The organism is Agarivorans sp. Toyoura001, from assembly GCF_005405585.1.
Taxonomy (GTDB): Bacteria; Pseudomonadota; Gammaproteobacteria; order Enterobacterales; family Celerinatantimonadaceae; genus Agarivorans.
Window position 1 is genome coordinate 52,256 of record NZ_BJEQ01000008.1, and the last position, 21,379, is coordinate 73,634.

Annotated in this window: 16 protein-coding genes; 6 read left to right on the plus strand and 10 right to left on the minus strand. The window is 43.5% G+C overall.

Annotated features, from left to right (window positions below):
- Window positions 1-2 precede the first annotated feature (2 nt).
- The 3 genes from ccoG to FFR00_RS11290 all read right to left on the minus strand — a co-directional run bounded on the left by ccoG (window position 3) and on the right by FFR00_RS11290 (window position 2,911).
- On the minus strand, window positions 3-1,412 hold the full coding sequence (gene ccoG / locus FFR00_RS11280) for a cytochrome c oxidase accessory protein CcoG (protein WP_137673505.1): 1,410 nt from the start codon (window positions 1,410-1,412) through the stop codon (window positions 3-5).
- Window positions 1,413-1,502: 90 nt separating this feature from the next.
- A complete protein-coding gene (locus tag FFR00_RS11285) occupies window positions 1,503-1,775 on the minus strand; it encodes a YihD family protein (protein WP_368411619.1) in 273 nt (90 codons plus the stop codon).
- Entirely contained in the window at window positions 1,775-2,911 is a 1,137-nt protein-coding gene (locus FFR00_RS11290; RefSeq protein ID WP_235836215.1) for a GGDEF domain-containing protein, read from the minus strand. The genes FFR00_RS11285 and FFR00_RS11290 overlap by 1 nt, the downstream gene beginning before the upstream one ends.
- Before the next feature lie 568 nt (window positions 2,912-3,479).
- Here FFR00_RS11290 and pgi point away from each other — a divergent pair.
- A complete protein-coding gene (pgi, locus tag FFR00_RS11295; protein WP_137673507.1) occupies window positions 3,480-5,132 on the plus strand; it encodes a glucose-6-phosphate isomerase in 1,653 nt (550 codons plus the stop codon).
- A 102-nt stretch (window positions 5,133-5,234) separates the two neighbouring features.
- Here pgi and FFR00_RS21820 read toward each other — a convergent pair whose 3' ends face one another.
- The gene (locus tag FFR00_RS21820) at window positions 5,235-5,513 is read right to left on the minus strand and encodes an SHOCT domain-containing protein (protein WP_137673603.1); all 279 of its coding nucleotides are present in this window, start codon (window positions 5,511-5,513) and stop codon (window positions 5,235-5,237) included.
- 722 nt (window positions 5,514-6,235) lie between these two features.
- Complete coding sequence (locus FFR00_RS11305; protein WP_235836211.1) at window positions 6,236-6,850, minus strand: sugar O-acetyltransferase; 615 nt, start codon at window positions 6,848-6,850, stop codon at window positions 6,236-6,238.
- Window positions 6,851-7,080: 230 nt separating this feature from the next.
- Between FFR00_RS11305 and FFR00_RS11310 the strand changes: the two genes are divergently transcribed.
- The 3 genes from FFR00_RS11310 (at window position 7,081) to FFR00_RS21975 (ending at window position 11,187) form a co-directional block, all read left to right on the plus strand.
- On the plus strand, window positions 7,081-8,172 hold the full coding sequence (locus FFR00_RS11310) for an acyltransferase (RefSeq protein ID WP_137673508.1): 1,092 nt from the start codon (window positions 7,081-7,083) through the stop codon (window positions 8,170-8,172).
- A complete protein-coding gene (locus FFR00_RS11315; protein WP_137673509.1) occupies window positions 8,169-10,511 on the plus strand; it encodes a DNA polymerase II in 2,343 nt (780 codons plus the stop codon). Before FFR00_RS11310 ends, FFR00_RS11315 begins: the two co-directional genes overlap by 4 nt.
- Window positions 10,512-11,052: 541 nt before the next feature.
- Entirely contained in the window at window positions 11,053-11,187 is a 135-nt protein-coding gene (locus FFR00_RS21975) for a hypothetical protein (RefSeq protein WP_255437875.1), read from the plus strand.
- Here the strand turns inward: FFR00_RS21975 and glgX are convergent.
- The 3 genes from glgX to FFR00_RS11330 all read right to left on the minus strand — a co-directional run bounded on the left by glgX (window position 11,184) and on the right by FFR00_RS11330 (window position 14,774).
- Window positions 11,184-13,271 carry a glycogen debranching protein GlgX gene (glgX, locus tag FFR00_RS11320; RefSeq protein WP_137673510.1) on the minus strand — a complete coding sequence of 696 codons (2,088 nt, stop codon included), beginning with the start codon at window positions 13,269-13,271 and terminating at the stop codon, window positions 11,184-11,186. The two genes, FFR00_RS21975 and glgX, sit on opposite strands and share 4 nt — an antisense overlap.
- A gap of 118 nt (window positions 13,272-13,389) precedes the next feature.
- Window positions 13,390-13,572: a hypothetical protein gene (locus FFR00_RS11325; protein ID WP_137673511.1), complete on the minus strand. Its 183-nt coding sequence runs from the start codon at window positions 13,570-13,572 to the stop codon at window positions 13,390-13,392.
- An 80-nt stretch (window positions 13,573-13,652) separates the two neighbouring features.
- On the minus strand, window positions 13,653-14,774 hold the full coding sequence (locus tag FFR00_RS11330; RefSeq protein WP_137673512.1) for a 1-acyl-sn-glycerol-3-phosphate acyltransferase: 1,122 nt from the start codon (window positions 14,772-14,774) through the stop codon (window positions 13,653-13,655).
- Between the two features lie 170 nt (window positions 14,775-14,944).
- Between FFR00_RS11330 and FFR00_RS11335 the strand changes: the two genes are divergently transcribed.
- Entirely contained in the window at window positions 14,945-16,303 is a 1,359-nt protein-coding gene (locus tag FFR00_RS11335) for an MATE family efflux transporter (RefSeq protein ID WP_161985153.1), read from the plus strand.
- A 1,893-nt stretch (window positions 16,304-18,196) separates the two neighbouring features.
- On the opposite strand, the gene FFR00_RS11340 is transcribed toward FFR00_RS11335, so the two are convergent.
- Together FFR00_RS11340 and nadE are read right to left on the minus strand one after the other, a co-directional pair.
- Complete coding sequence (locus FFR00_RS11340; protein WP_373681407.1) at window positions 18,197-18,865, minus strand: trimeric intracellular cation channel family protein; 669 nt, start codon at window positions 18,863-18,865, stop codon at window positions 18,197-18,199.
- A 73-nt stretch (window positions 18,866-18,938) separates the two neighbouring features.
- Window positions 18,939-19,769: an ammonia-dependent NAD(+) synthetase gene (nadE, locus tag FFR00_RS11345; RefSeq protein WP_137673515.1), complete on the minus strand. Its 831-nt coding sequence runs from the start codon at window positions 19,767-19,769 to the stop codon at window positions 18,939-18,941.
- A gap of 143 nt (window positions 19,770-19,912) precedes the next feature.
- On the opposite strand from nadE, the gene pyk reads away from it, so the two are divergent.
- Window positions 19,913-21,349 (plus strand): pyruvate kinase, encoded by a 1,437-nt coding sequence (gene pyk / locus FFR00_RS11350; RefSeq protein ID WP_235836212.1) that lies wholly within the window; start codon window positions 19,913-19,915, stop codon window positions 21,347-21,349.
- The last annotated feature ends 30 nt before the right edge of the window (window positions 21,350-21,379 follow it).

Sequence of the window (21,379 nt, forward strand, 5' to 3'; positions counted from 1 at the left end):
GCTTAGCCACCACTAATAAAGCGGCTAGCTTGAATAAACTGGTCGTCACCGCTTTCTAGTACAAACTCAATATCAACAATCGAGCGTTTAAACAGGTAAGGGTCACTGGCTAGGGTAATAGGCACACTAAACACCTCACCACCTGGCACCGTAACAATTTGCTGGCCAATCCACTCTACCTCTTCAAAACCACGCACATTTAAATGAAATTCACGAGCATTAGAAGATTTATTAATCACTTTCAGGGTGTAAGAGTTTTCCACTAAGCCTTCGGAGTTTTCGGTATACAAAGCGCCCCGGTCACGCAATACATCTAACTGCATTGGTTTAACACTAAACAGGGTAAAGACGAAGGCCACTAACATTAGGGTGAGTACAACACCGTAACCAATCAGCTTGGGTCGCAAAATATCAGTTTTTTGCCCAGCCAAATTATGCTCGGTGGTATAACGAATCAGCCCTTTTGGATAATTCATCTTCTCCATCGTTTGGTCACAAGCATCAATACAAGCACCACAGTTAATACACTCGTACTGCAAACCTTCGCGAATATCGATACCCGCAGGGCACACCTGCACACACAAATCACAATCAACACAGTCACCTAAACCCAAGGCTTTAGGGTCGGCACTTCGCTTACGCGGGCCGCGGCTCTCTCCGCGCTCGGTGTCGTAAGCCACAATAAAGGTGTCTTTATCAAACATCGCAGACTGGAAGCGCGCATAGGGGCACATGTGAGTACACACAATGGTACGCATCCAACCGGCATTTGCGTATGTAGCCACGGTGAAGAAAATCACTGAGAAGTTAACGGCACTGCTGGCATTAAGCGTGAAGAAATCCCTCCACAACTCAGTAACAGGCACAAAGTAGGCAGCAAACGACAAGGCGGTAAATACCGACACACCTATCCACGCGGTATGTTTGGCGGTTTTTCGCCATATTTTATTGAAGTTCCAACTGGACTGATCGAGCCGCTTCCGTTTGTTGGCACTCCCCTCTATTTTTTCTTCAAACCAAATAAAAATAAAGGTCCACACCGTTTGTGGACACAAATAACCACACCACACACGGCCTAAAAAGGTGGTAATAAAAAACAAGGCAAAGGCGGCAATAATGAAAAACCACGCCAACAAGAGTAAGTCTTGCGGCCACAAGGTTAAGCTAAAGAAGTGATATTGGCGCGCACCCATATCCAACAAAATAGCTTGGCGATCCCCGTAAGGAATAAACGGTACAATCACAAAGGCGGCGATAAACACCCAGCCCATGTATTTACGCAAACGCTGAAATACGCCTTTTTGCTCGCGCACATAAATTTGTTCTTGGGGATTATATCGATCAACCGGCGCGCGCTTTTTAGCGGCTTTGGGTTTTGGGCTCACATCTTTTACAGGAATTCGTTCACTCATCACTCAATCCTTTTGAGGGAGGCACTGGTGGAACTGATGCCTTTGCTTAAGCAAAAACGGGCAATTGAGAAACAATTGCCGCTTAAGACATTACACTTTTACGCCGCGTGCTTTAAGTAAAGCAGTTTTAAAATCATCTTCACAATCTTTAGCGATGCCAGGAATCATGTCCTCTTTACCAATGGTTAGCATTTTTAATTGGTAAATCAGCACGTCGTCGGTAAGTTCACTCATTGGTTTGTCAAAACCTGCTTGGTCGGCGATTTGAGTGATAATTTCCACTAAGTTTAACTCCGGTTGTTGTTTCCAAACCGGCGTGAGTAAATCGATTAATTCTTCAATACGATGTAACTGCATACTCATTATACTTCTCCACGGGCGGCCACTACAGCTTGGTTTCTGCCTAGCTGCTTGGCTCTATATAGGGCCTTGTCGGCCTTGTCTACGATCTCTTTGGTACTTTGCTGGGCTACCGGAATTAAGCACGACACACCAATACTCACGGTAACATAGCTGGCTGCGGCCGAATATTCGTGGCGTAGCTGCGCCTCGGCCAATAGTGTTCTTACTCTTGCGGCAACTTGCAATGCACCTTTGGTATCGGTGTTGGGCAATACCATTACAAATTCTTCGCCACCATAACGCGCCACGATGTCATCTTCACGCTGCAGCGCTTCGGTGAACAAGTTGGCCACCATAGTTAAGCATTGGTCGCCAGCAACGTGCCCGTAATGATCGTTATAAGGCTTAAAGAAATCAACATCGATCAGCAATAAACTCAAAGAAGTATTGGCTCGGCTACTTAAACGCCAGTGCAACGATAAGGTTTGCTCGAACACCGCACGATTATACAAACCGGTTAGCGAATCGCGCTCACTTTGGCGGCGCATAATAGCGTGGCTGTCTTCCAGCTCTAAGGCTTTAACGCGGTTAAGCGCCCCTTCGGAAAAGTTGTCTTTAACTAAGGTTTCAGCGCGGCGCAATACAATGTTGAGCTGCGCCCAGCACACCAGCAGCACTAAAAAAGCCACCAGTTCAGTTTTTTCGCCGCCAACCACACTCACTAGCAAGGCCAATAAAATGGGGATGCTAAAACCATTAAAGCTACGAATACTCAGTAAATTTGGCACCACCACTAAAGATAATAGGGCGCCCACCAGCACTACTAATAATAGCCGTTCCGCACCTGCCAACTCTGGCATAAACAATAAAATGCCCACTCCCCACAATACTCCGCTACTGGTAGCGAGGCTAAAATAGCGGGTTAACTGGGAAGACGGTTGAGCATCAGAGGAAAAGTCTGTTTGATAACGGGCAAAAAAGTAAAATGCCGCCGACAGTACCAGCATAAACACTAACCACAACATATGAGAATTAGACTGATAATGTGGCGTAAACAAACCCCACCAAATCAGGCTATACACTGCGGTCATTATTGCCACCAGCCGCCCATTGTTGAGCAAATAGCGAGCGTTTTCAGTGTTTACTTGTAGCTGCACATTGCGCAAAAACAGACCCCTTACAAGGAGTGGCGAATAATTTGTGTGCATTGTAGCAATAACTAGAACAACGAGAACAGAAAAACCCTCGCTCACATCAGCTTAAAACACGAGGCGAGATCACAAAATTTTGATGGTGATTTCAGTTAGCAATGACTTTAAGGCCTGGCTTGCTGGTTGTTCCGTAAATGTCTTTTTTATCAGAAGAAATAGCGCAAGCCCCACAACAAACAACTAAAAGGGAATAGCCCTCAAAAACTCAGTCTCACACCTTTAGTTCTGCAAGTTAAAAGCAGCTAATTTAGGGTAGCTCCTTACATATGGGCATTGTTAAATCTCCACAAGGCAACTTAATCAGCCAGCCGTTGCCTGCCAAAAACTGTTGTAGTTAGGCACATTCACCACAAATCCATTAAACTTAGCTAAAATAAATCGCAGGCTTGATAACAATATTGATCTGATTGCTTGCGTCCTTTTTCCCAGAAAGGGTAAAGTGCTACCCGCAAGTATATTGGTCAATAATCTTGCAACTCGGTCAACTAGGTAAAGCATCTAAGGAACAAGGTCAATGCTGGACAATATTAATCCAACTACTACACAGGCTTGGAAAGCGTTACAAGCACATTTCGAAACACAAAAAGAGGTTCAACTTAGCGAGCTATTCGCCGCTGATTCAGACCGCTTCAACCGTTTCTCTGTATCGTTTAACGAGCAAATCTTGCTAGATTACTCAAAAAACTTCATCACCGAAGACACCATGCAACAATTGTTTGCCCTAGCCAAAGAAACCAAGCTAGACAGCGCAATTAAAGCCATGTTCTCGGGCGAGAAAATCAACCAAACTGAAGGTCGCGCCGTATTGCACACCGCACTACGTAACCGCAGCAATACCCCAGTAATGGTAGACGGCGAAGACGTAATGCCGGGTGTAAACGCAGTGCTAGAGAAGATGAAAGGCTTCTGCGCAAAAATTCACTCTGGCGAGTGGAAAGGTTACACCGGTAAATCAATTACCAGCATTGTAAACATTGGTATTGGTGGTTCTGATCTTGGCCCAGTAATGATTACCGAAGCGCTAGGTGCTTACAAACTTGAGCACATTACTACCCACTTTGTATCGAACGTAGACGGCACTCACATTGCAGAAACACTTAAGCAAGTAGACCCAGAAACCACATTATTCTTGGTTGCCTCTAAAACCTTTACCACCCAAGAAACCATGACTAACGCACACAGCGCACGTGATTGGTTCTTAGCAGCCGCCAGCGACGAAGCACATGTAGCGAAGCACTTCGCCGCGCTATCTACCAACGGTAAAGCCGTAGCAGAGTTCGGTATTGATACCGACAACATGTTTGAATTTTGGGATTGGGTAGGCGGTCGTTACTCTTCTTGGTCGGCAATTGGCCTTTCAGTAGCGCTAACCGTGGGTTTTGATAACTTCATTGAGTTGTTAGATGGCGCACACGCCATGGACAAGCACTTTGCAGAAACCGAACTAGAGCAAAACTTGCCAGTTATCTTGGCCTTGCTAGGTATTTGGTACAACAACTTCTACGGTGCAGAAAGCGTATCTATTTTACCTTACGACCAATACATGCACCGTTTTGCTGCTTACTTCCAGCAAGGCGACATGGAGTCTAACGGTAAAAATGTAGACCGCAACGGCAACCCTGTAGACTACCAAACTGGCCCAATTATTTGGGGCGAACCAGGTACCAACGGACAGCACGCGTTCTACCAACTAATTCACCAAGGTACTAAACTGATCCCTTGTGACTTTATTGCACCAGCGCAAACCTACAACCCACTGTCTGATCACCACTCGAAGCTAATGTCTAACTTCTTCGCCCAAACCGAAGCCTTAGCTTTTGGTAAGTCGCGTGAAACCGTAGAAGCAGAGTTAGTAGCTGCGGGTAAATCACCCGCCGAAGTAGCAGAGCTAGCACCATTTAAAGTATTCACCGGTAACAAACCAACCAACTCAATCTTGGTTAAGAAAATTACCCCGTACTCTTTAGGTGCCATGGTAGCGATGTACGAACACAAAATCTTTGTACAAGGCGTAATCTGGAACATCTTCAGCTTCGACCAATGGGGCGTAGAATTAGGTAAGCAGCTAGCTAACCAAATTTTACCAGAGCTAAAAGACGGCGAATCAGTAGATAGCCACGACAGCTCAACCAATGGTTTAATTAACGCCTTTAAAGCCTGGAAATAAACCTCCGCTTTAAGTCACGCGTTAAATGCAAAAAGCTGGCCTAGGCCAGCTTTTTTTGTTTCACGAACTTCTAAGCGAAAAAACCTCTAAGACCTTATCTTTTTACACCCGCATCAATTCTTTCTTTTTAGCTTCAAATTCAGCGTCTGATATCACCCCTTTTTCTTTCAGTGAATGAAGTTTTTCAATTTCATCAGCCACACTACTGAATGAAGGAGCTTGCTTTACCGGTACGATAAAACACCAAATTAAGGCAATTAACCAACCGACTCCCCACAGCAATCTACCTAGTACATTAACAAGAATGATCGCTATTTTATAAGGGTGACTTTTGCGTATAGCAATGATTGTTGGAAGAAAAGCTAAAGGAAGGAATATAATTGTATCATTATGCCCTTAATGCCCAGAGCTAAGCTCAAGGCGTTATTGATGTCTATCAAAAAATATGCTTTTCTCATTTAAAATCCAATACACACAATATCCGATATAATGTATTGTATATCTCGTGTTCAAGAGTCGCTAAATCCAACACTCTTGTCTCAAAAAAAAACCGCCGAAGGCGGTTTAAAAATTAACTGTTATGGCGCCAACCTAACAAGTTAAAGAAAGCGCAGGAACCCAAAGCAAAGGGCCTGCGTTTTTTCTATAACAAGTATAACAGTCAACAAAAGGCTAAAGCCTTGAGAGACATTACTCATATAGTAAGTCCTAATTTTTCCGGTTTTTATCGGATTTGTAGCTTTTAGCTACAGCTCAAATATTTAAGCCTCCTCGTGTTGCCGGTATCCCACAAGTATTTGTGCTATATGATAAAACTCCCTTGTTTTTCATCATATTGTGGCTAACAATTGTAAATACCACTAGATGTAGTAGTCGAGTAATTTTATTCATAAATCAAATACATATGATTAAGATCAAGTGGACTTAAGAAAGGTGTTTCGTTTGCTCATAAATCCCCCAGTAATCACAAAAAATTAATGAGCCTTTCCAATTGATTAAAACCTCTGAGATCAACGACAATTGACTCTAGAGATTACAAATTTGAGGCTTCCTATTCTGTCTAACCAACATTTACACAGCCCCAAAAAATACAATCAGACACATTAATTAAATGTTTGGCGCACCGTTTCCCCTGCTTTTATCTCACGAATAACTTTAGCCGGATTTCCACCCACCAATACGCCTGCGGGCACATCTTTAGTTACTACCGCGCCAGCAGCCACAACGGATCCATTACCAACCGTTACGCCTGCAAGAATAACGGCATGACCACCAATCCATACATCATCACCAATGGTAATGGGCGCGGGGTAGTCGATCACTTCTCGCTCGCCTTGTTGATTAATGTAGGTTTTGCGTAGCTCAGGATCTAAGGCGTGATTAATCGAGAACAAACTGACATTGGGCGCAATCATCACCCGATTACCAATAGTAATTTTGCCCGAGTTAACCAAAGTGAAATTGGTATTAATGAATACGTCGTCGCCAATAAATACCGTATCGCCATAATCCACAGTAAGTGGTGGGCATACTTCGATATTGCTGCCTACTTTTACAAATAGATCACGCACCAAGGTTTCGCGCAGTTCGGCTTCTTCGGGTGCCGTTTGATTAAACTTGTGGGTAATTTGCCTGGTAGCTAAACGGCGCTCGCCCAAGTCTTTATCCCAGCGATTAAAACTAAGGCCGGCCATCATTCGCTCAAATTGGCTTTGCATTGTTGCTCCCATTATTCATTTGGCTATTTAGCCACTGTGCTAGCAAAGCAGAGGCTTGTCTATTAGCTGGCTAACATTAACCACTATTCACAAATGGTCGAATAAACAACGTAAGCAGCAAGCTGCTAAATTAGCGAACTTGTTGCGCTTTGTGCTAAGTTAAGAAAATCATTCTCTATCCAATAAAAATTTAATACAGCTCTTAAAAATGGATTTTGTAAGGAACATAAATGGAATTAAACAATGTTATTAACAGTAGAAATAACTGCTTCAACCTGATAAGAATGGTAGCTGCTAGCTTAGTTATCTTTAGTCATAGCTTCGCGCTTTCAACTGGTTTACGCACTAGTGAGCCAGTGACTCAATATCTCGGTGTATCATTAGGCTATATTGCCGTAGACATTTTTTTTCTTACTAGTGGGCTTCTGGTTTGCAAAAGCCTATTAACTACTAACTCCATTAAGTATTTTGTTGTAGCAAGATGTCTACGAATATATCCAGCGTTACTAGTATCTGTATTATTTTGCTGCTGTATAGGAATAGTGGTAACCGATTTACACACGCTGAATTTCTTAACCCATTCAGAAACGCTACAATTTGTAGTTTACAACTCTTCTATTATTCTGACCGATGCTCAGTATTTACCTAGTGTATTTTTAGACGCACCATTAGACAGGAGCGTAAATGGCTCTTTATGGACCCTGCCATGGGAACTACGGATGTATTTTTTACTAATACTACTAGGTGGCGCTTATTTTTTTACTAGAAAACTTGCTATAGATGTCTCATGGTTGCCATTCGCTACAATAACTATAGCCATATTTAGCACCTCATTCTTACTCTACTCTCATCTAAACGATGTTAAACCACATTGGTTTTATACTAAATTCTTCAGATTTTCGAGCGCTTTTTTCATTGGTGGTAGTTTATATATTATAAGAAATAGAATTAGTTTAACCTATCCACTGATGCTTACGGCTTCTGCTATTCTAGCGAGTAGTTTTTTGATTTTAAACACACAGTACTCTTTCGTTGTTTATATTTTATTTACCCCCTACCTTATTCTATGCGCAGCTTACTTACCAAATGGGAAAATACTAAATTACAATAAATTAGGAGACTATTCTTATGGTATGTACATCTATGCTTGGCCAATTCAACAATGCATAGCTATCAGCATTCCAGGTATTAAACCATTTGAAATGTTTATTTTGGCGTTTGTTGGAACTCTAATGCTGGCATATTGCTCTTGGAATTATATAGAAAAGCCTGCGTTAAGGATAAAAAGTAATCTGAGTATCAAGGGTAATATAACTCGTTGAATAAAAAACTAGGACAAGGTTTTTTACTGACCGCCAATAGTTACGATCGCCAAGGCCGCGCTTGCATTCAATTGTGGCTGGCCAGCGACAATGGGCCAATCCGCCTAGAGGTAAATGACCAGCAGCCGGTATTTTTTGTATTAAGCTCAGAACTCCCACAAGTACAAGACGTGCTAGGGAGTGCACTGGCCAAACATCAGCAGCTTGAGTTAAACACTTTTCAGCATCAAGCCATCAGCGCTTGTTACTTTGCCAGCATAGACGAGCACTACAACGCAGCCCAACAACTAAGGCAGGCTGGTTTACACTGCTTTGAAAGCGACATAAAACTGCATGAGCGCTTTCTTACCGAGCGTTTTTGTTATGGCAGCATGGCCTTTGCCGGCGAGCAAAGCACTAATCCGCAATACCCGGCAGTGCAACAGGCCAAAATCAAAACGGCCCAATATACGCCTACGCTGTCGGTATTATCGCTAGACATAGAATGCAGCGAAAAAGGCCAGCTATATTCCATTGGTTTATACAGCGATAACTACCAACGGGTATTGATGATCGGCCCCGAGCAAGCCGCCGATACGCCCATCACATGGTTAGCCAACGAATATGCTCTGCTAAAGCAGCTAGAACTTGAGTTTCAAAGCATTGACCCGGACATCATAATTGGTTGGAATGTCATCAATTTTGATTTTAGATTGCTGGTTAAACGTGCTGCCTTACATGGCTTAAAACTGGCGATTGGCCGTGAGCAAGGGGCTGCCCGCTGGCGCGAGCGCAGCGATAATGAGCACACTGGCTTTATAAGTATTCCTGGGCGCGTGGTGGTGGACGGCATCGACTCACTAAAGTCGGCTACTTACCAGTTCGATAGTTTTAGCCTAGAAAATGTTGCCCAGCAGCTATTAAATCGCGGCAAACTGGTGGATGAAGTGCACGACCGTATGGCCGAAATTAACCACAACTTCGCCCATAACAAACCGCAACTAGCGGCTTACAACCTCGAAGACTGCAAACTGGTATTAGATATTTTTAAACACACCCAGATTTTGGAATATTTGTGTTTGCGTAGCCAGCTCACCGGCTTGATGTTAGACCGAAGCGGTGGCTCGGTGGCCGCCTTTACCAACGTATATTTACCTAAACTGCATCGCGCCGGTTATATAGCGCCCAATTTAACCCGCGACTTTGTGGCCGATAGCCCCGGTGGCTATGTGATGAACTCTAAACCGGGTTTGTACAAAAATGTGTTGGTATTGGATTTTAAGAGCCTGTATCCCTCTATCATTCGTACTTTTAAAATTGACCCATTAGGGCTTATTGAAGGCCTAGCTAAGCCAGACACTGCCGTTGAGGGCTTTAGAGGCGGTGTATTTAGTCGCGACAAGCATTTCTTGCCAGAGATAATTAATCAGCTGTGGTTACAGCGCGATCAAGCTAAAGCCGATAAAGACAGCGCGCGCTCGCAAGCGATTAAAATTTTAATGAATAGCTTTTATGGGGTACTGGGATCGACCGGTTGCCGTTTTCACGATCCGCGCTTAGCCAGCTCAATTACCATGCGCGGCCACCAGCTGATGCAAGAAACCGCTGATTGGATCGTCAAGCAAGGTCATGAAGTAATTTACGGCGATACCGATTCTACCTTTGTGTGGCTAAACCAAGAGGTGAATCCAGAGCAAGCCAAACAAATTGGCCTGCAACTGGCCGAAGGTATAAATCAATATTGGCAGCAAAAATTGGCCAATGAGATGCAACTAGACAGCCATTTGGAAATTGAGTTTGAAACCCATTTTTCGCGATTCTTAATGCCCACCATTCGTGGCTCGGAAACTGGTAGCAAGAAACGCTACGCCGGTTTAACTGCGCAAAACCAAATGGTAATTAAAGGCCTAGAAACAGTGCGTTCTGATTGGACCGAAATGGCTAAGATATTTCAAACCGGCCTGTTAGAGCGTTTGTTTGCAGACCAAGATCCGCGACAGTTTGTATTAGATACTGTGGAACAGCTAATGGCGGGAAATTTCGATCAGCAGCTCATTTACCGCAAACGACTACGCCGCAAGCTAGCCGAATATGTAAAAAATGTGCCGCCTCAAGTGCGCGCAGCACGCCTAGCCGATGAACATAACAAAGCCTTAGGCAAAGCACTGCAATATCAAAACAAGGGTAGCATTGCTTATTGGATGACCATAAATGGCCCCGAACCCATTACTAACCGTATTAACCAAATTGATTATCAGCACTACTTAGATAAGCAATTACAGCCAATTGCCGATGGAATTTTGCCTTTTATTAACTTAGATTTTGAGCAAATCACCAGCGCTCAATTAGGCTTGTTTTAAATCGCTTGTTTTAAATCGCTTGTTTTTACTCGTGCGATATTGCCTGCATTGACTTCCATGGTGCAACTTACCATCAGCAATAAGGTAACCGACGCTAGTATCGTTCTCAGCAGCATGGTCCTTTGATAGAGCGCTTTATTTAGTTTCTGAGTATTCACAGTAATATTGTTCCGTTTGCTTATCACTTAACTATTCACTGCGATAACAGTGAGCAAATAATCGTTCTCATTCACATCAGTAGTGCCGCTCACTTCGATGAACCTAACAACCTTGCTAGTTCCATAGTTAAGCGGCGTCAGTTAACCCAGCAATGCGCTGAATTCAGGCCGATATTATGAAATGAACAAGTAACAAAAACTGACTAATTACGAATACAACAAGAATTTGTTATCTCAGCATAAAAATCCAACCTGAGTCACTTTTATCAAACAAATATCCGTAAGCTATTAAAAAAGTGAAACTTTCCGTTAATACTGCTCTCAAATCATTTGATAGCAAATAAACAAACATTCACAAGGACGGAGGCAAAGAGGAACAGAACATGGCGTTTTTATCGATTGGTGTGCGGGTTTTATTATTGGTGTTGATGTTGGGTAGCGTGTTTAGCTATTCACACGCTTCCCACCCATCTTGGGCTAAGCATTGCCCAGCCCTTATTACAGATAAAGCTGCTTAGCAGACATCCTCAATACGTTTTTCTATTTGCGGGTTAGCCACAAATATCATTACCGAGCGCGCCGCGACTTTAACCGAACCGGTTTCGAGCATAGGTGCCGTTTTAAAGTCATACACATCTTCTGGCGATTTTGCGGAAGTATTTACCAGCATAAACCAATGCCCTTCAATGCTTGGAACTTCAAACTCTAACTCTTCCCAGTAGGAGTTAAACACCATATACATGCGATCTTTGCTATATGGGTCTAACATGGTCATGGCAACAGAGTGACTATTCTCAGACCAATCTGGTTGACCTTGCTTTACCCCATGCCATTCAATATTGGCATCGTGAATCACATCTGACAGGCTTAAGTGAATTTTCTCTTCCAGTACATCGTCGTAACGGCGCAGCTTAATCAGCTCTTGCACAAAACGCAGTAGCTCTGGATTTTTGTCCACTAGGGTCCAATCAAACCATGAGGTTTCGTTATCTTGGCAATAGGCATTGTTATTACCACCTTGAGTACGCTTAACTTCGTCGCCCATGGTAATCATTGGTGTACCTAGCGACAGCAGCAAGGTAACAAAGAAGTTCTTCATTTGCTGTTCGCGCAAGTCATTCACTTTAGGGTTTAAGGTTGGCCCTTCTACACCGTAGTTATAACTAATGTTGTGGTTGTCACCATCACGATTGTTTTCGCCATTTTCAAGATTGTGTTTATCGTTGTAGCTGACTAAATCATTGAGGGTGAAACCATCGTGAGCGGTCACCAAGTTAACTGAGCGCTGTGGCGAGTGGTTATCTTTGTAGTAAATGTCTGGGCTGCCTAATAAACGCGAAGCAAATTTACCCACTACGCCAGAGTCACTGCGGAAGAACGAACGTACGTCATCGCGGAATTTACCATTCCACTCATTCCAACGGTCGCCAACAAACTCACCGACTTGATACAGACCTGCGGCATCCCACGCTTCGGCAATAATTTTAGTGCCGGCGAGCGAAGGATCTGAATCGATTGACCATAGCAATGGCGGCTCTTTCATTACATGACCTTTAGAGTCACGCGCGAGTACCGAGGCTAAATCGAAACGAAAGCCGTCTACATGCATTTCGTTAACCCAAAAACGCAGTGCGTCTCGAATCATCCGGCGCATTACCGAGTGGTTAGCATTACAAGTATTGCCGCAGCCAGAATAGTTGCTATACCAACGTTTCTCATTCTCTAGCATGTAGTAGGTGTCGTTTTGCAAACCCTTCATGCTTAAGGTAGGTCCGTCGTGGCCACCTTCTGCGGTGTGGTTAAATACCACATCCAAAATAACCTCAATGCCGGCTTTATGTAGCTCACGCACCATGGTTCTAAATTCGTTAAAGGCGCCACAAACACTTTTATCTGAGCTGTAAGCATTATGCGGCGAGAAGAAGTTAATTGGGCTGTAGCCCCAATAGTTGTTCTTGCCTAGTGGTGCATCTTGTAAATCGAACTGCTGCACTGGCATCAGTTCAATGGCGGTAACTCCAAGCTCTTTAAGATAAGGGATTTTTTCAATTACCCCGGCATAAGTACCCCGTTTATGCTCTGGCACCCCCGAAGATGGATGCTTAGTAAAACCCGCTACGTGCAATTCGTAAATCACCGTATCTTGCAGCGAGCGCTTAATAGGATGTGTGCCTTGCCAGTCAAAGCCACGCGAATCTACCACTGCGCCTTTAATACACTGGTTGGTATTAACGTGACCATGGCGTGCAGCCACTTGGCGTAGGTAGTTATCGGGGAAATGAGTAATTTTAGCGTAGGGGTCGAGCAGGACTTTACTTGGGTCAAAACGCAAACCGCGCTCTGGCTCCCAAGGGCCGTCTATTTGATAGCCGTATAAGGTGCCAACTTCTAGATCTTCGACAAAGATATGCCAGTAGTGATCTGTTCGATTTAAGTTTGCATCTAAAGAGATTTCGGCAAAAGGTTTACGAGAGTTCACTTCTTTAAATAAAAAAAGCCTTACTCCCGTAGCACTTTTAGAGAAAATACTAAAATTTACGCCCTTACCTTGGTAAGTCGCGCCGAGTGGAAATGACACACCCGCTTGAGTTTTTAAGGTCATATACTGTGCTGTCTTATTTTATGCTGAATAACTGAGATGGAGAACCTATTCGTTGGCTCTTTGAATATAGTCTATCAGTATCAGACGATTACACAGTAAATATATTAAGGCTTAATGACTAAAGTTTGGCCGAAATTGAGTGCGAACGTCCGCTAGCTTGTCGCTTTCTGCGGCAACGTTGCGACCCCATTTGATCTAGCTCACTCAACTCATCAGGCAGCATTAAAGAAAGCAATTGCTCAAGTTTATCTTGATCGGCAACGACATTAGCAATGGTTTGGCTGGTTTTGGTTCTGAACATGGTTTACCCCTTAAATTTGATACCTATTAAGGGGTATGCAGATACAGTGCCAAGGCAATATTAAAGTTTTAAAAACCTTATTATTCAGATAGTTGCTGTCTAGCCTTGATCGGGTTTGCGTACATTGCGTACAACTGAGATCGGACCTCTGCACTAACATCGCGAGACTTCGCCTCAAAATAGCGCTTAGCGTTAGCCAATTCGTTAGCAGGAATACCTTCAGGAATCGCATCTCCCAGGGCTATCCAGTTGGTAGGCATGAGTTGGTAATTACCAATAATTGCTTTATCTAAGGCTTCGGCCACTTCTTTGGCTGACTCATATTCACCACTTAGCGGCTCAGCAAAGTGCACATGTACCTGGCCTTTTTGACCCACAATGCCTCGCGAAATGCTGTAAATGTCTTCGTGTTCTTGTTTTTGATATTCGCCATGTTCATTTTGCTCTACCAATTCATTGGCTTTGGCTAAGTCGCAAGGGTCAAACTCATAGGAAATAGACACAGGCACAATGTTTAACTGGCTAATGTATTCAGCAAAGCTTTGCTCTTTAGGTTTATTCAGCGCCAACATTGAAATAAGTGCCGAGTTGGTAATATCTAAACCGTCTTTAGCGCGGCCTTCACGCTGAGCAATCCAAATGTGGTCACCGGTTTCATTCAAAGTATGTTGAATGTATGCAGACAACTCTTTTAGGTTTGCCAACTTCTCTCGTTTAGCACTGGCCGAACGTTTAACAATAAAACTCCGGTTTAAACGCATCATATCCGCCACCCAAGGTTTGGTTAGCAGATTGTCTCCAATCGCAATTTGCACGGTGTCTTGGCCGTTGTTATGCAAAATGTAGTTTACAAAGGCGGGATCTAAAGCAATGTCGCGGTGGTTAGAAATAAACAAATGCGGTTTGCTTAAATCGAGGTGGTCTAAACCGCTAGAGCTTAATTGCGAGGTAGTTGTTTTCACCATGTGAGCCATGTAACGCTCTACCATTACTTGGAAGTCGTAAACTTTGTTCACATTTCTTACTTTAAACTTAAGCACTTGGCGCAAGGCAAATGAAGTTAGCGCTAAAAAGGCTCCACGGGCGCGTGGAAAGCGAAACTTAATCAGTGTAGAGGTAAATTCAGGGTCATTAATTAGACGTTTAAGCGTGCTTTTTACTTCAGAATCTTGGTAAGGGCGAATACTGTCAAACTGAGACATAACTTCTCTCGCAATTTAGGAAGGCGCAATTTACCGTTTTCCGCTCTTAAAAACAACAATAGCGATTAAAAAATGAACAGCTAATGGTAGTTTTTCATGCTAAAGCTGGATTCTTTCGCTAAAGCAGCTAGCCAAGTATACTGAGCGCAAGACCTTAAAGCCTGATGTTAATGGAACAACAACGCCAACAATTGCTTGATGCCCCCATCACGCCTCTTATCATTAAAAAAGCCAGCCCCAGTTTTGTGGGCATTTTTGCGATCATTTTCTTTAACCTTGTTGATACCTTTTTTGTGGCTATGTTAGGCACCGATCAACTCGCGGGTGTGTCTTTCACCTTTCCTATTACCTTTGCGATAACCAGTATTGCCATGGGTTTAGGCATTGGCTTGTCGTCTCACGTTGGTAGGCTATTGGGCGCTCAGCAGCAACAGCAAGCAGCTCGCTTAACCAGCCACGGATTACTACTCAGTTTATTGCTAATAATACTCATCGCCAGCCTAGGTTATGTAAGCATATTTCCCCTTTTTAGCAATTTGGGCGCTGAATTACCGGTAATGCCTTATATCGAGCAATATATGCAGATTTGGTACTTATCAGTACCCTTACTGGTGGTTCCCATGGTGGGAAATGCCGCTATTCGCGCCAGTGGCGACAGCAAAACCCCCAGTATGGTGATGTTAGTAGCGGGCATTGTGAATGGCGTACTCGATCCCATTCTTATTTTTGGTTGGGGGCCGATTCCCGCAATGGGCGTGCAAGGCGCTGCGCTAGCCACGGCAATTGCTTGGGCACTGACCTTCTTAGTGGCGTTTTACTTACTAAAATTTAAACTTAAATTACTGCGCTTTGAATTATGCTCGTGGCAACAATTGCTTAGTTCTTGGCAAAAGCTGTTAAGCATTGCGCTACCCGCAGTGTTTTCACAACTACTCACACCAATAGCAACTACCGTTACTTTAGTAATACTAGCCAGTGCAGGCACCGCGACGGTGGCGGCTTATGGTTTTGCAACTAGGGTTGAGGCCTTATTGTTTATTGGAGTAATGGCCATCAATTCAGTGATCCCTATGTTAGTGGGGCAAAATGTAGGCGCAGGCCAAGCGGCGCGTGCACAATATATTGTGCATCATGCAATTCGCTTGGCGGTTGTTTGGCAGCTACTACTGGCAGTATTAATGTACTTACTGGCCCCAGTTATTAGCCAAAGCTTAAACCATGATGCAGAGGTGGCAGAGCTGAGCCAATACTATTTGCAACTGGTGCCATTTTGTTACGGCATGATGGCGGTACCTTTGTTATTGGCACAAACTCTTAATGCGCTAGCTAAGCCGTTGCTGGCGATGGCCATTAACTTAATTCGCTTATTTGGTTTTATGTTACCGGCTATCTACTTAGGTGCACTAATGGGAAGCAGTAAATTGATTTTCTTGGCAATTATTATTGCCCATACCCTAGCGGGTTTAAGCAGTTTACTGGTGCTTAGCTATTTAATGAAGCAAGCAAATTGGTGGGGCACTAAGCAATAAAAAAAGGGCGACACCGAAGTATCGCCCTTTTTTAGTAGTCATATCGCTCAAATCCGTGAACGGGTAATTGCTCCCTGCAATCCTTTTTGACTTTTTTACACCAATCCTTAGTGTTTCCTCTTCCCAATTCCTTTGGGCTATCCTTTAGCCGTCTATGGCATAAGCATTCATATCCTAAACGCTTGCTCTCTCCATCCTGGAGGTGTCCTTTACTTCATCCTGAAGCTGTTTGGTACTTTGCTTTCTAGCACGCCTGTGCTGACATCCTTAACTCATCTACCTTGATAAGTCTGCTCATCCTGAGCCTTGCTTCCTTTGTACCTTGGCATCTTGCCCTGACTCTTCCTAAGCCTTGGCTCGTCCTGATGGTTAGTACTTTACCGTTTTGACTGACTAATCCCAGTAGCCCAAAAATTTATTTTTACTTTTTCTAGTTCAAGAAATACCCAGAAATCACCAAGCAACTGAAAAATAAAAAATATTTTAAATATCGAAAGTAAAAGCAGTGATATTTCTGAGCTTAGGTCGGGCAGATCTCTCACACCAAGGCTAGCGAATAAAGTAAAGCTGTTACTGGCTTATAAAAGATAAAAAGTTACCAGCAGCTATGCAAACCAACTAAAAAACTATTTGAACAATAATTAGCCTAGGAAAGCAGTAGAGGGGAAGTGAAATATTTAGCCTTAAGCAAAGAAAAAGGCGATACCGAAGTATCGCCTTTAAAGTAGTCATATCGCTCTAGTTCCCTGAACGTTAATTGCTCCCTGCAATCCTTTTTGACTTTTTTACACTAATCCTTAGCGTTTCCTCTTCCCAATTCCTTTGGGCTTTCCTTTAGCCTTCTATGGCATAAGCATTCATCCTAAACGCTTGCTCGCTCCGTCCTGGAGGTGTCCTGATACTTCATCCTGAAGCTGTTGGTATTTCGCCCTTCTAGCACTCCTGTGCTGACATCCTAAACTCATCTACCTTGATAAGCCGCTCATCCTGAGCCTTGCGTCCTATATACCTTGGCGTCCTGCCTAATTCTTCCTGAATCCTTGCTCTTCCTGATGGTTAGTACTTTACCGTAGTCACTATAAAAGCCTAGCCACCCCAAAATAAAAAACACCAAACAAAACTATTACTTAAGGGGTAACAAAAGGTAAGTATTTGAAATATAAATACAAGCTAGTTTACTTGCTGACAAACAAAAGGACTTATCCCGATAATAGAATGGTCGATCTCTTACACAGCTAAAGGAGGATCACCAGACAAGCATCTAACAGAAACAAACAAGTAAGTGATTAAAACCACCATATAGATCAAAATGCAGTTTAATAATCTATTTAACAAGATTAAGCAGATTTAAAGAGGTACAAAATAATAACTAACAGCACAAACAAAAAACCCAGCACTTGGCTGGGTCTTAGAAAAAGGTCGGGGCGACACTTACGTGTCGCCCCTAGTAGTCATATCGCTCAAATCCGTGAACGGGTAGTTGCTCCCTGCAATCCTTTTTGACTGTGTTACTACGTCCTGTAGTTATCCTTTTCTCAAATCCTTTGAGCTGTCCTTTAGCCTTCTATGGCATAACCGGTCTTCCATACCAGTTGCACGTCTCCTTCCTAGGAGGTGTCCCTTTACTACATCCTGTAGTTGTCCTTTTTAGCTCCTGCTACGTTTCTCTTCCTGATAAACGTCAGTGCCTCCGTGCACAAACAACTATACGGAAACTAATTTTTAGAAAAAGCCGATAAACAAAAAAACTTTCACTTTTTTACTTACAAAAACTGACAAAAACACTAAATCATTGTTTTTTATGATTAATTGTTTTTAAACTTTGTAAGCTTTGCTGCTGTTAACGCACAAGCTTGTGAGAGATATCGCACACAGCTTGTAGTTAATAAGTAATTACTGACGGTTTTTGGCAAGCTTAGGAAGCGACAAATGATAACGAATAGCCACTAAACGAATAATAAGCGCCGTAAAAATGCAGGCGCTGGTGGCAAGTGTGGCCGAAAACTCTAAAAATAATGCCGCCACCCAAACCAAACCACCAACAATACATGCAGTGGCGTACACTTCTCTTTGTAATACTAAGGGAACTTGATTAGCCAGCACGTCACGGATCATTCCTCCACCACAAGCAGTAATAACCCCCATGGTAACGGCCACAATCATTGGCGCGCCATATTGCAGGGCTTTTTCCGCACCAATCGCCATGAATACCGCCATTCCAATAGCATCGGCCACAGGTAGTAACCAACGAGGCGGTGTTGGAAAGTTATTGAGTAATAATACCGAGCTTAAGCTGGCAATGAGAATAACCCAAAGGTACAAGCCATTTTCTACCCAAAATACTGGGCTGGCACCTAACGCCATATCCCGAATGGTACCTCCGCCAATGGCAGTTACGCAGGCTAAAACTAAAGCACCAAATAAATCCATTTTTCTGCGGCTAGCAATTAGCACCCCAGAGATAGCAAATACTGCAGTGCCAAAAAGGTCGAGACTAAATAGGATGGTGTTGCCCAAAATGGATTCCTCAAAAAATTCGGCTGCAATTAGACAACAAGTCATGCTAACAATATAGGATGCAGATCAAACAAAGCCGAACCCTGGCGAGCTCGGCTTATACCCTATGGAAATGGGCTTAATCGTAAATGGTAGGTATCGCTTGGCGTTTATGTTGAGTACGCTGATAAATCGCCAACAGCTTCTGTTCTACTTCAGCCTCTACCGCTCTACCTTCTAAAAAGTCATCAATTTGATCGTATGTTACACCTAGCGCCACTTCGTCTGGCAATTGTGGGCGGTCTTCTTCTAAATCTGCAGTGGGTGCTTTACCAATCAGCGGCTCTGGTGCCCCTAAGTAAGCCGCCACCTGACGAACTTGGCGTTTATTCAAACCAAAGATAGGCGCAATATCACAGGCTCCGTCACCATGTTTAGTATAAAAACCGGTAAGATTCTCTGCCGAGTGATCGGTACCAATCACCAAGCCACCCGTAAGACCAGCAATTTCGTACTGTGCCACCATTCGCATTCTGGCTTTTACATTGCCCTTAGCAAAATCTACCGCAGCTTGGTTTGGCATCGTTAAACCTGCAGCGAGTAAGCTTTCACTGGCACTTTGGTGTAAACCCTCGGTGCCGGCTTTAATGTTGGTGGTAACAATATGAGAAGGTTTGATAAAGCTTAAAGCAAGCTGCGCATCGGCTTCGTCTTTTTGCTCACCAAAAGGCAAACGCATAGCGATAAAGCGATAATCTTGGCTATTAGTGTCTTTATTTAACTGTTCAACCGCTAGTTGAGCCAAACGTCCTGTGGTAGTTGAATCTACACCACCACTGATCCCGAGTATTAAGGTTTTTACTTTTGCTTGTTGTAAACGCTCTTTAATAAACTCGATTCGGCGTTTCACTTCGTATTCTGGATCGATTTCTGGCAGTACTTTCATTTCTGCCAAGATTGCTTGTTTCATCTTCTTCCCCACACGAATAATATCCCTAAAGGGCAATGTACTTGAGAGTTAAAAAAAAACCAAGAGACAAGCCGATTTACATATAATTAAAACAGTAACAGCGGATTTAAACAGACATCTCACTCTTTTTAAGGATAAGCAACATGTTAAGACGCACTAAAATTGTCACCACCTTAGGCCCCGCCACCGACAAAGACGATGTACTTGAGCAGTTAATTTTAAATGGCGCAAACATGGTGCGGCTAAACTTTTCCCACGGCACCGCTGAAGACCATTTAGCCCGCGCCAAACAAGTTCGCGAAATAGCGGCTAAACATAAAGTTCATGTGGCTATATTGGGTGACCTACAAGGTCCAAAAATTCGGGTATCTACCTTTAAAGATGGCAAAGTAAACCTTAACTTAGGTGACCAGTTTGTATTAGACAGTGAGCTAGGCAAAGGCCTGGGTGATGAAAAGCAAGTTGGCCTAGATTACAAACATCTACCAAACGACGTAGAGCCCGGTGATACCTTGTTACTTGATGATGGTCGTATCCAACTAAAAGTAACAGGTGTACAAAATAGTCAGGTAACTACTGAAGTAACCATTGGTGGCATTTTGTCTAACAACAAAGGCATTAACAAACTGGGTGGAGGCTTATCTGCTGCGGCACTTACCGACAAAGACAAAGCCGATATTCTAACCGCTGCAAAAATTGAAGTTGATTACTTAGCCGTTTCCTTCCCCAATAGTGGCGAAGACATGCACTATGCAAGACGTCTTACTCAACAAGCTGGCTTGGCCACAAAGCTCGTAGCCAAAGTAGAGCGCGCAGAAACCGTTGCAACAGAAGAAGCAATGATCGACATTATTAAAGCCTCAGACGCAGTAATGGTAGCGCGTGGCGATTTAGGTGTTGAGATTGGTGATGCAGAGCTCGTTGGCGTTCAAAAAACCTTAATTCGTTTAACCCGCAAATATAATCGAGCAGTGATTACCGCCACGCAAATGATGGAATCGATGATTAGCGCACCCATGCCAACCCGCGCTGAAGTCATGGATGTGGCCAACGCGGTACTCGACGGTACCGACGCGGTAATGCTTTCAGGTGAAACGGCCGCTGGCGAATACCCTATTGAAACCGTACAAGCCATGGCAACCGTATGTTTAGGCGCAGAAAAGCAACGCAGCATAAACGTTTCTAAATACCGAATTAACGAGGTGTTTGAAAGCATTTCTGAAACAGTAGCCATGAGCACCATGTTTGCTGCTAACCACATGAAGGGCATGAAAGCGATTATCGCCTTAACTGAATCTGGCAGCACACCGCTACTGATGTCGCGTTTAAGTAGTGGTTTACCGATTTTCTCTTTATCACGCCATGCCAAAACGCTCAGCCGCTGTGCGCTTTATCGCGGGGTTTACCCAATTCATTTTGATGAAAGCAGCGAAGATATTATTTCGGTTTCACACACCGCGATAGCCTTGTTAAAAGAGCAGGGTTATTTAAATAAAGGGGATTTAGTCATACTGACTCATGGTGATGTGTTTGACCAAACCGGCCATACCAACACCAGTAAAATTCTAAAAGTAAGCTAAAGGTATTGGCTTAACTTGCTCGGACTCACC

What these genes read in the sequence shown, in the direction of transcription:
- FFR00_RS21975 (WP_255437875.1), top strand. Translation starts at nt 11,053, where the DNA reads ATGGCGTTTTTATCGATTGGTGTGCGGGTTTTATTATTGGTGTTGATG.
- pyk (WP_235836212.1), top strand. Translation starts at nt 19,913, where the DNA reads ATGTTAAGACGCACTAAAATTGTCACCACCTTAGGCCCCGCCACCGAC.
- ccoG (WP_137673505.1), bottom strand. Translation starts at nt 1,412, where the DNA reads ATGAGTGAACGAATTCCTGTAAAAGATGTGAGCCCAAAACCCAAAGCC.
- FFR00_RS11305 (WP_235836211.1), bottom strand. Translation starts at nt 6,850, where the DNA reads ATGCAAAGCCAATTTGAGCGAATGATGGCCGGCCTTAGTTTTAATCGC.
- FFR00_RS11335 (WP_161985153.1), top strand. Translation starts at nt 14,945, where the DNA reads ATGGAACAACAACGCCAACAATTGCTTGATGCCCCCATCACGCCTCTT.
- FFR00_RS11325 (WP_137673511.1), bottom strand. Translation starts at nt 13,572, where the DNA reads ATGTTCAGAACCAAAACCAGCCAAACCATTGCTAATGTCGTTGCCGAT.
- pgi (WP_137673507.1), top strand. Translation starts at nt 3,480, where the DNA reads ATGCTGGACAATATTAATCCAACTACTACACAGGCTTGGAAAGCGTTA.
- FFR00_RS11310 (WP_137673508.1), top strand. Translation starts at nt 7,081, where the DNA reads ATGGAATTAAACAATGTTATTAACAGTAGAAATAACTGCTTCAACCTG.
- nadE (WP_137673515.1), bottom strand. Translation starts at nt 19,769, where the DNA reads ATGAAACAAGCAATCTTGGCAGAAATGAAAGTACTGCCAGAAATCGAT.
- FFR00_RS11340 (WP_373681407.1), bottom strand. Translation starts at nt 18,865, where the DNA reads ATGACTTGTTGTCTAATTGCAGCCGAATTTTTTGAGGAATCCATTTTG.
- FFR00_RS11330 (WP_137673512.1), bottom strand. Translation starts at nt 14,774, where the DNA reads ATGTCTCAGTTTGACAGTATTCGCCCTTACCAAGATTCTGAAGTAAAA.
- FFR00_RS11285 (WP_368411619.1), bottom strand. Translation starts at nt 1,775, where the DNA reads ATGAGTATGCAGTTACATCGTATTGAAGAATTAATCGATTTACTCACG.
- glgX (WP_137673510.1), bottom strand. Translation starts at nt 13,271, where the DNA reads ATGACCTTAAAAACTCAAGCGGGTGTGTCATTTCCACTCGGCGCGACT.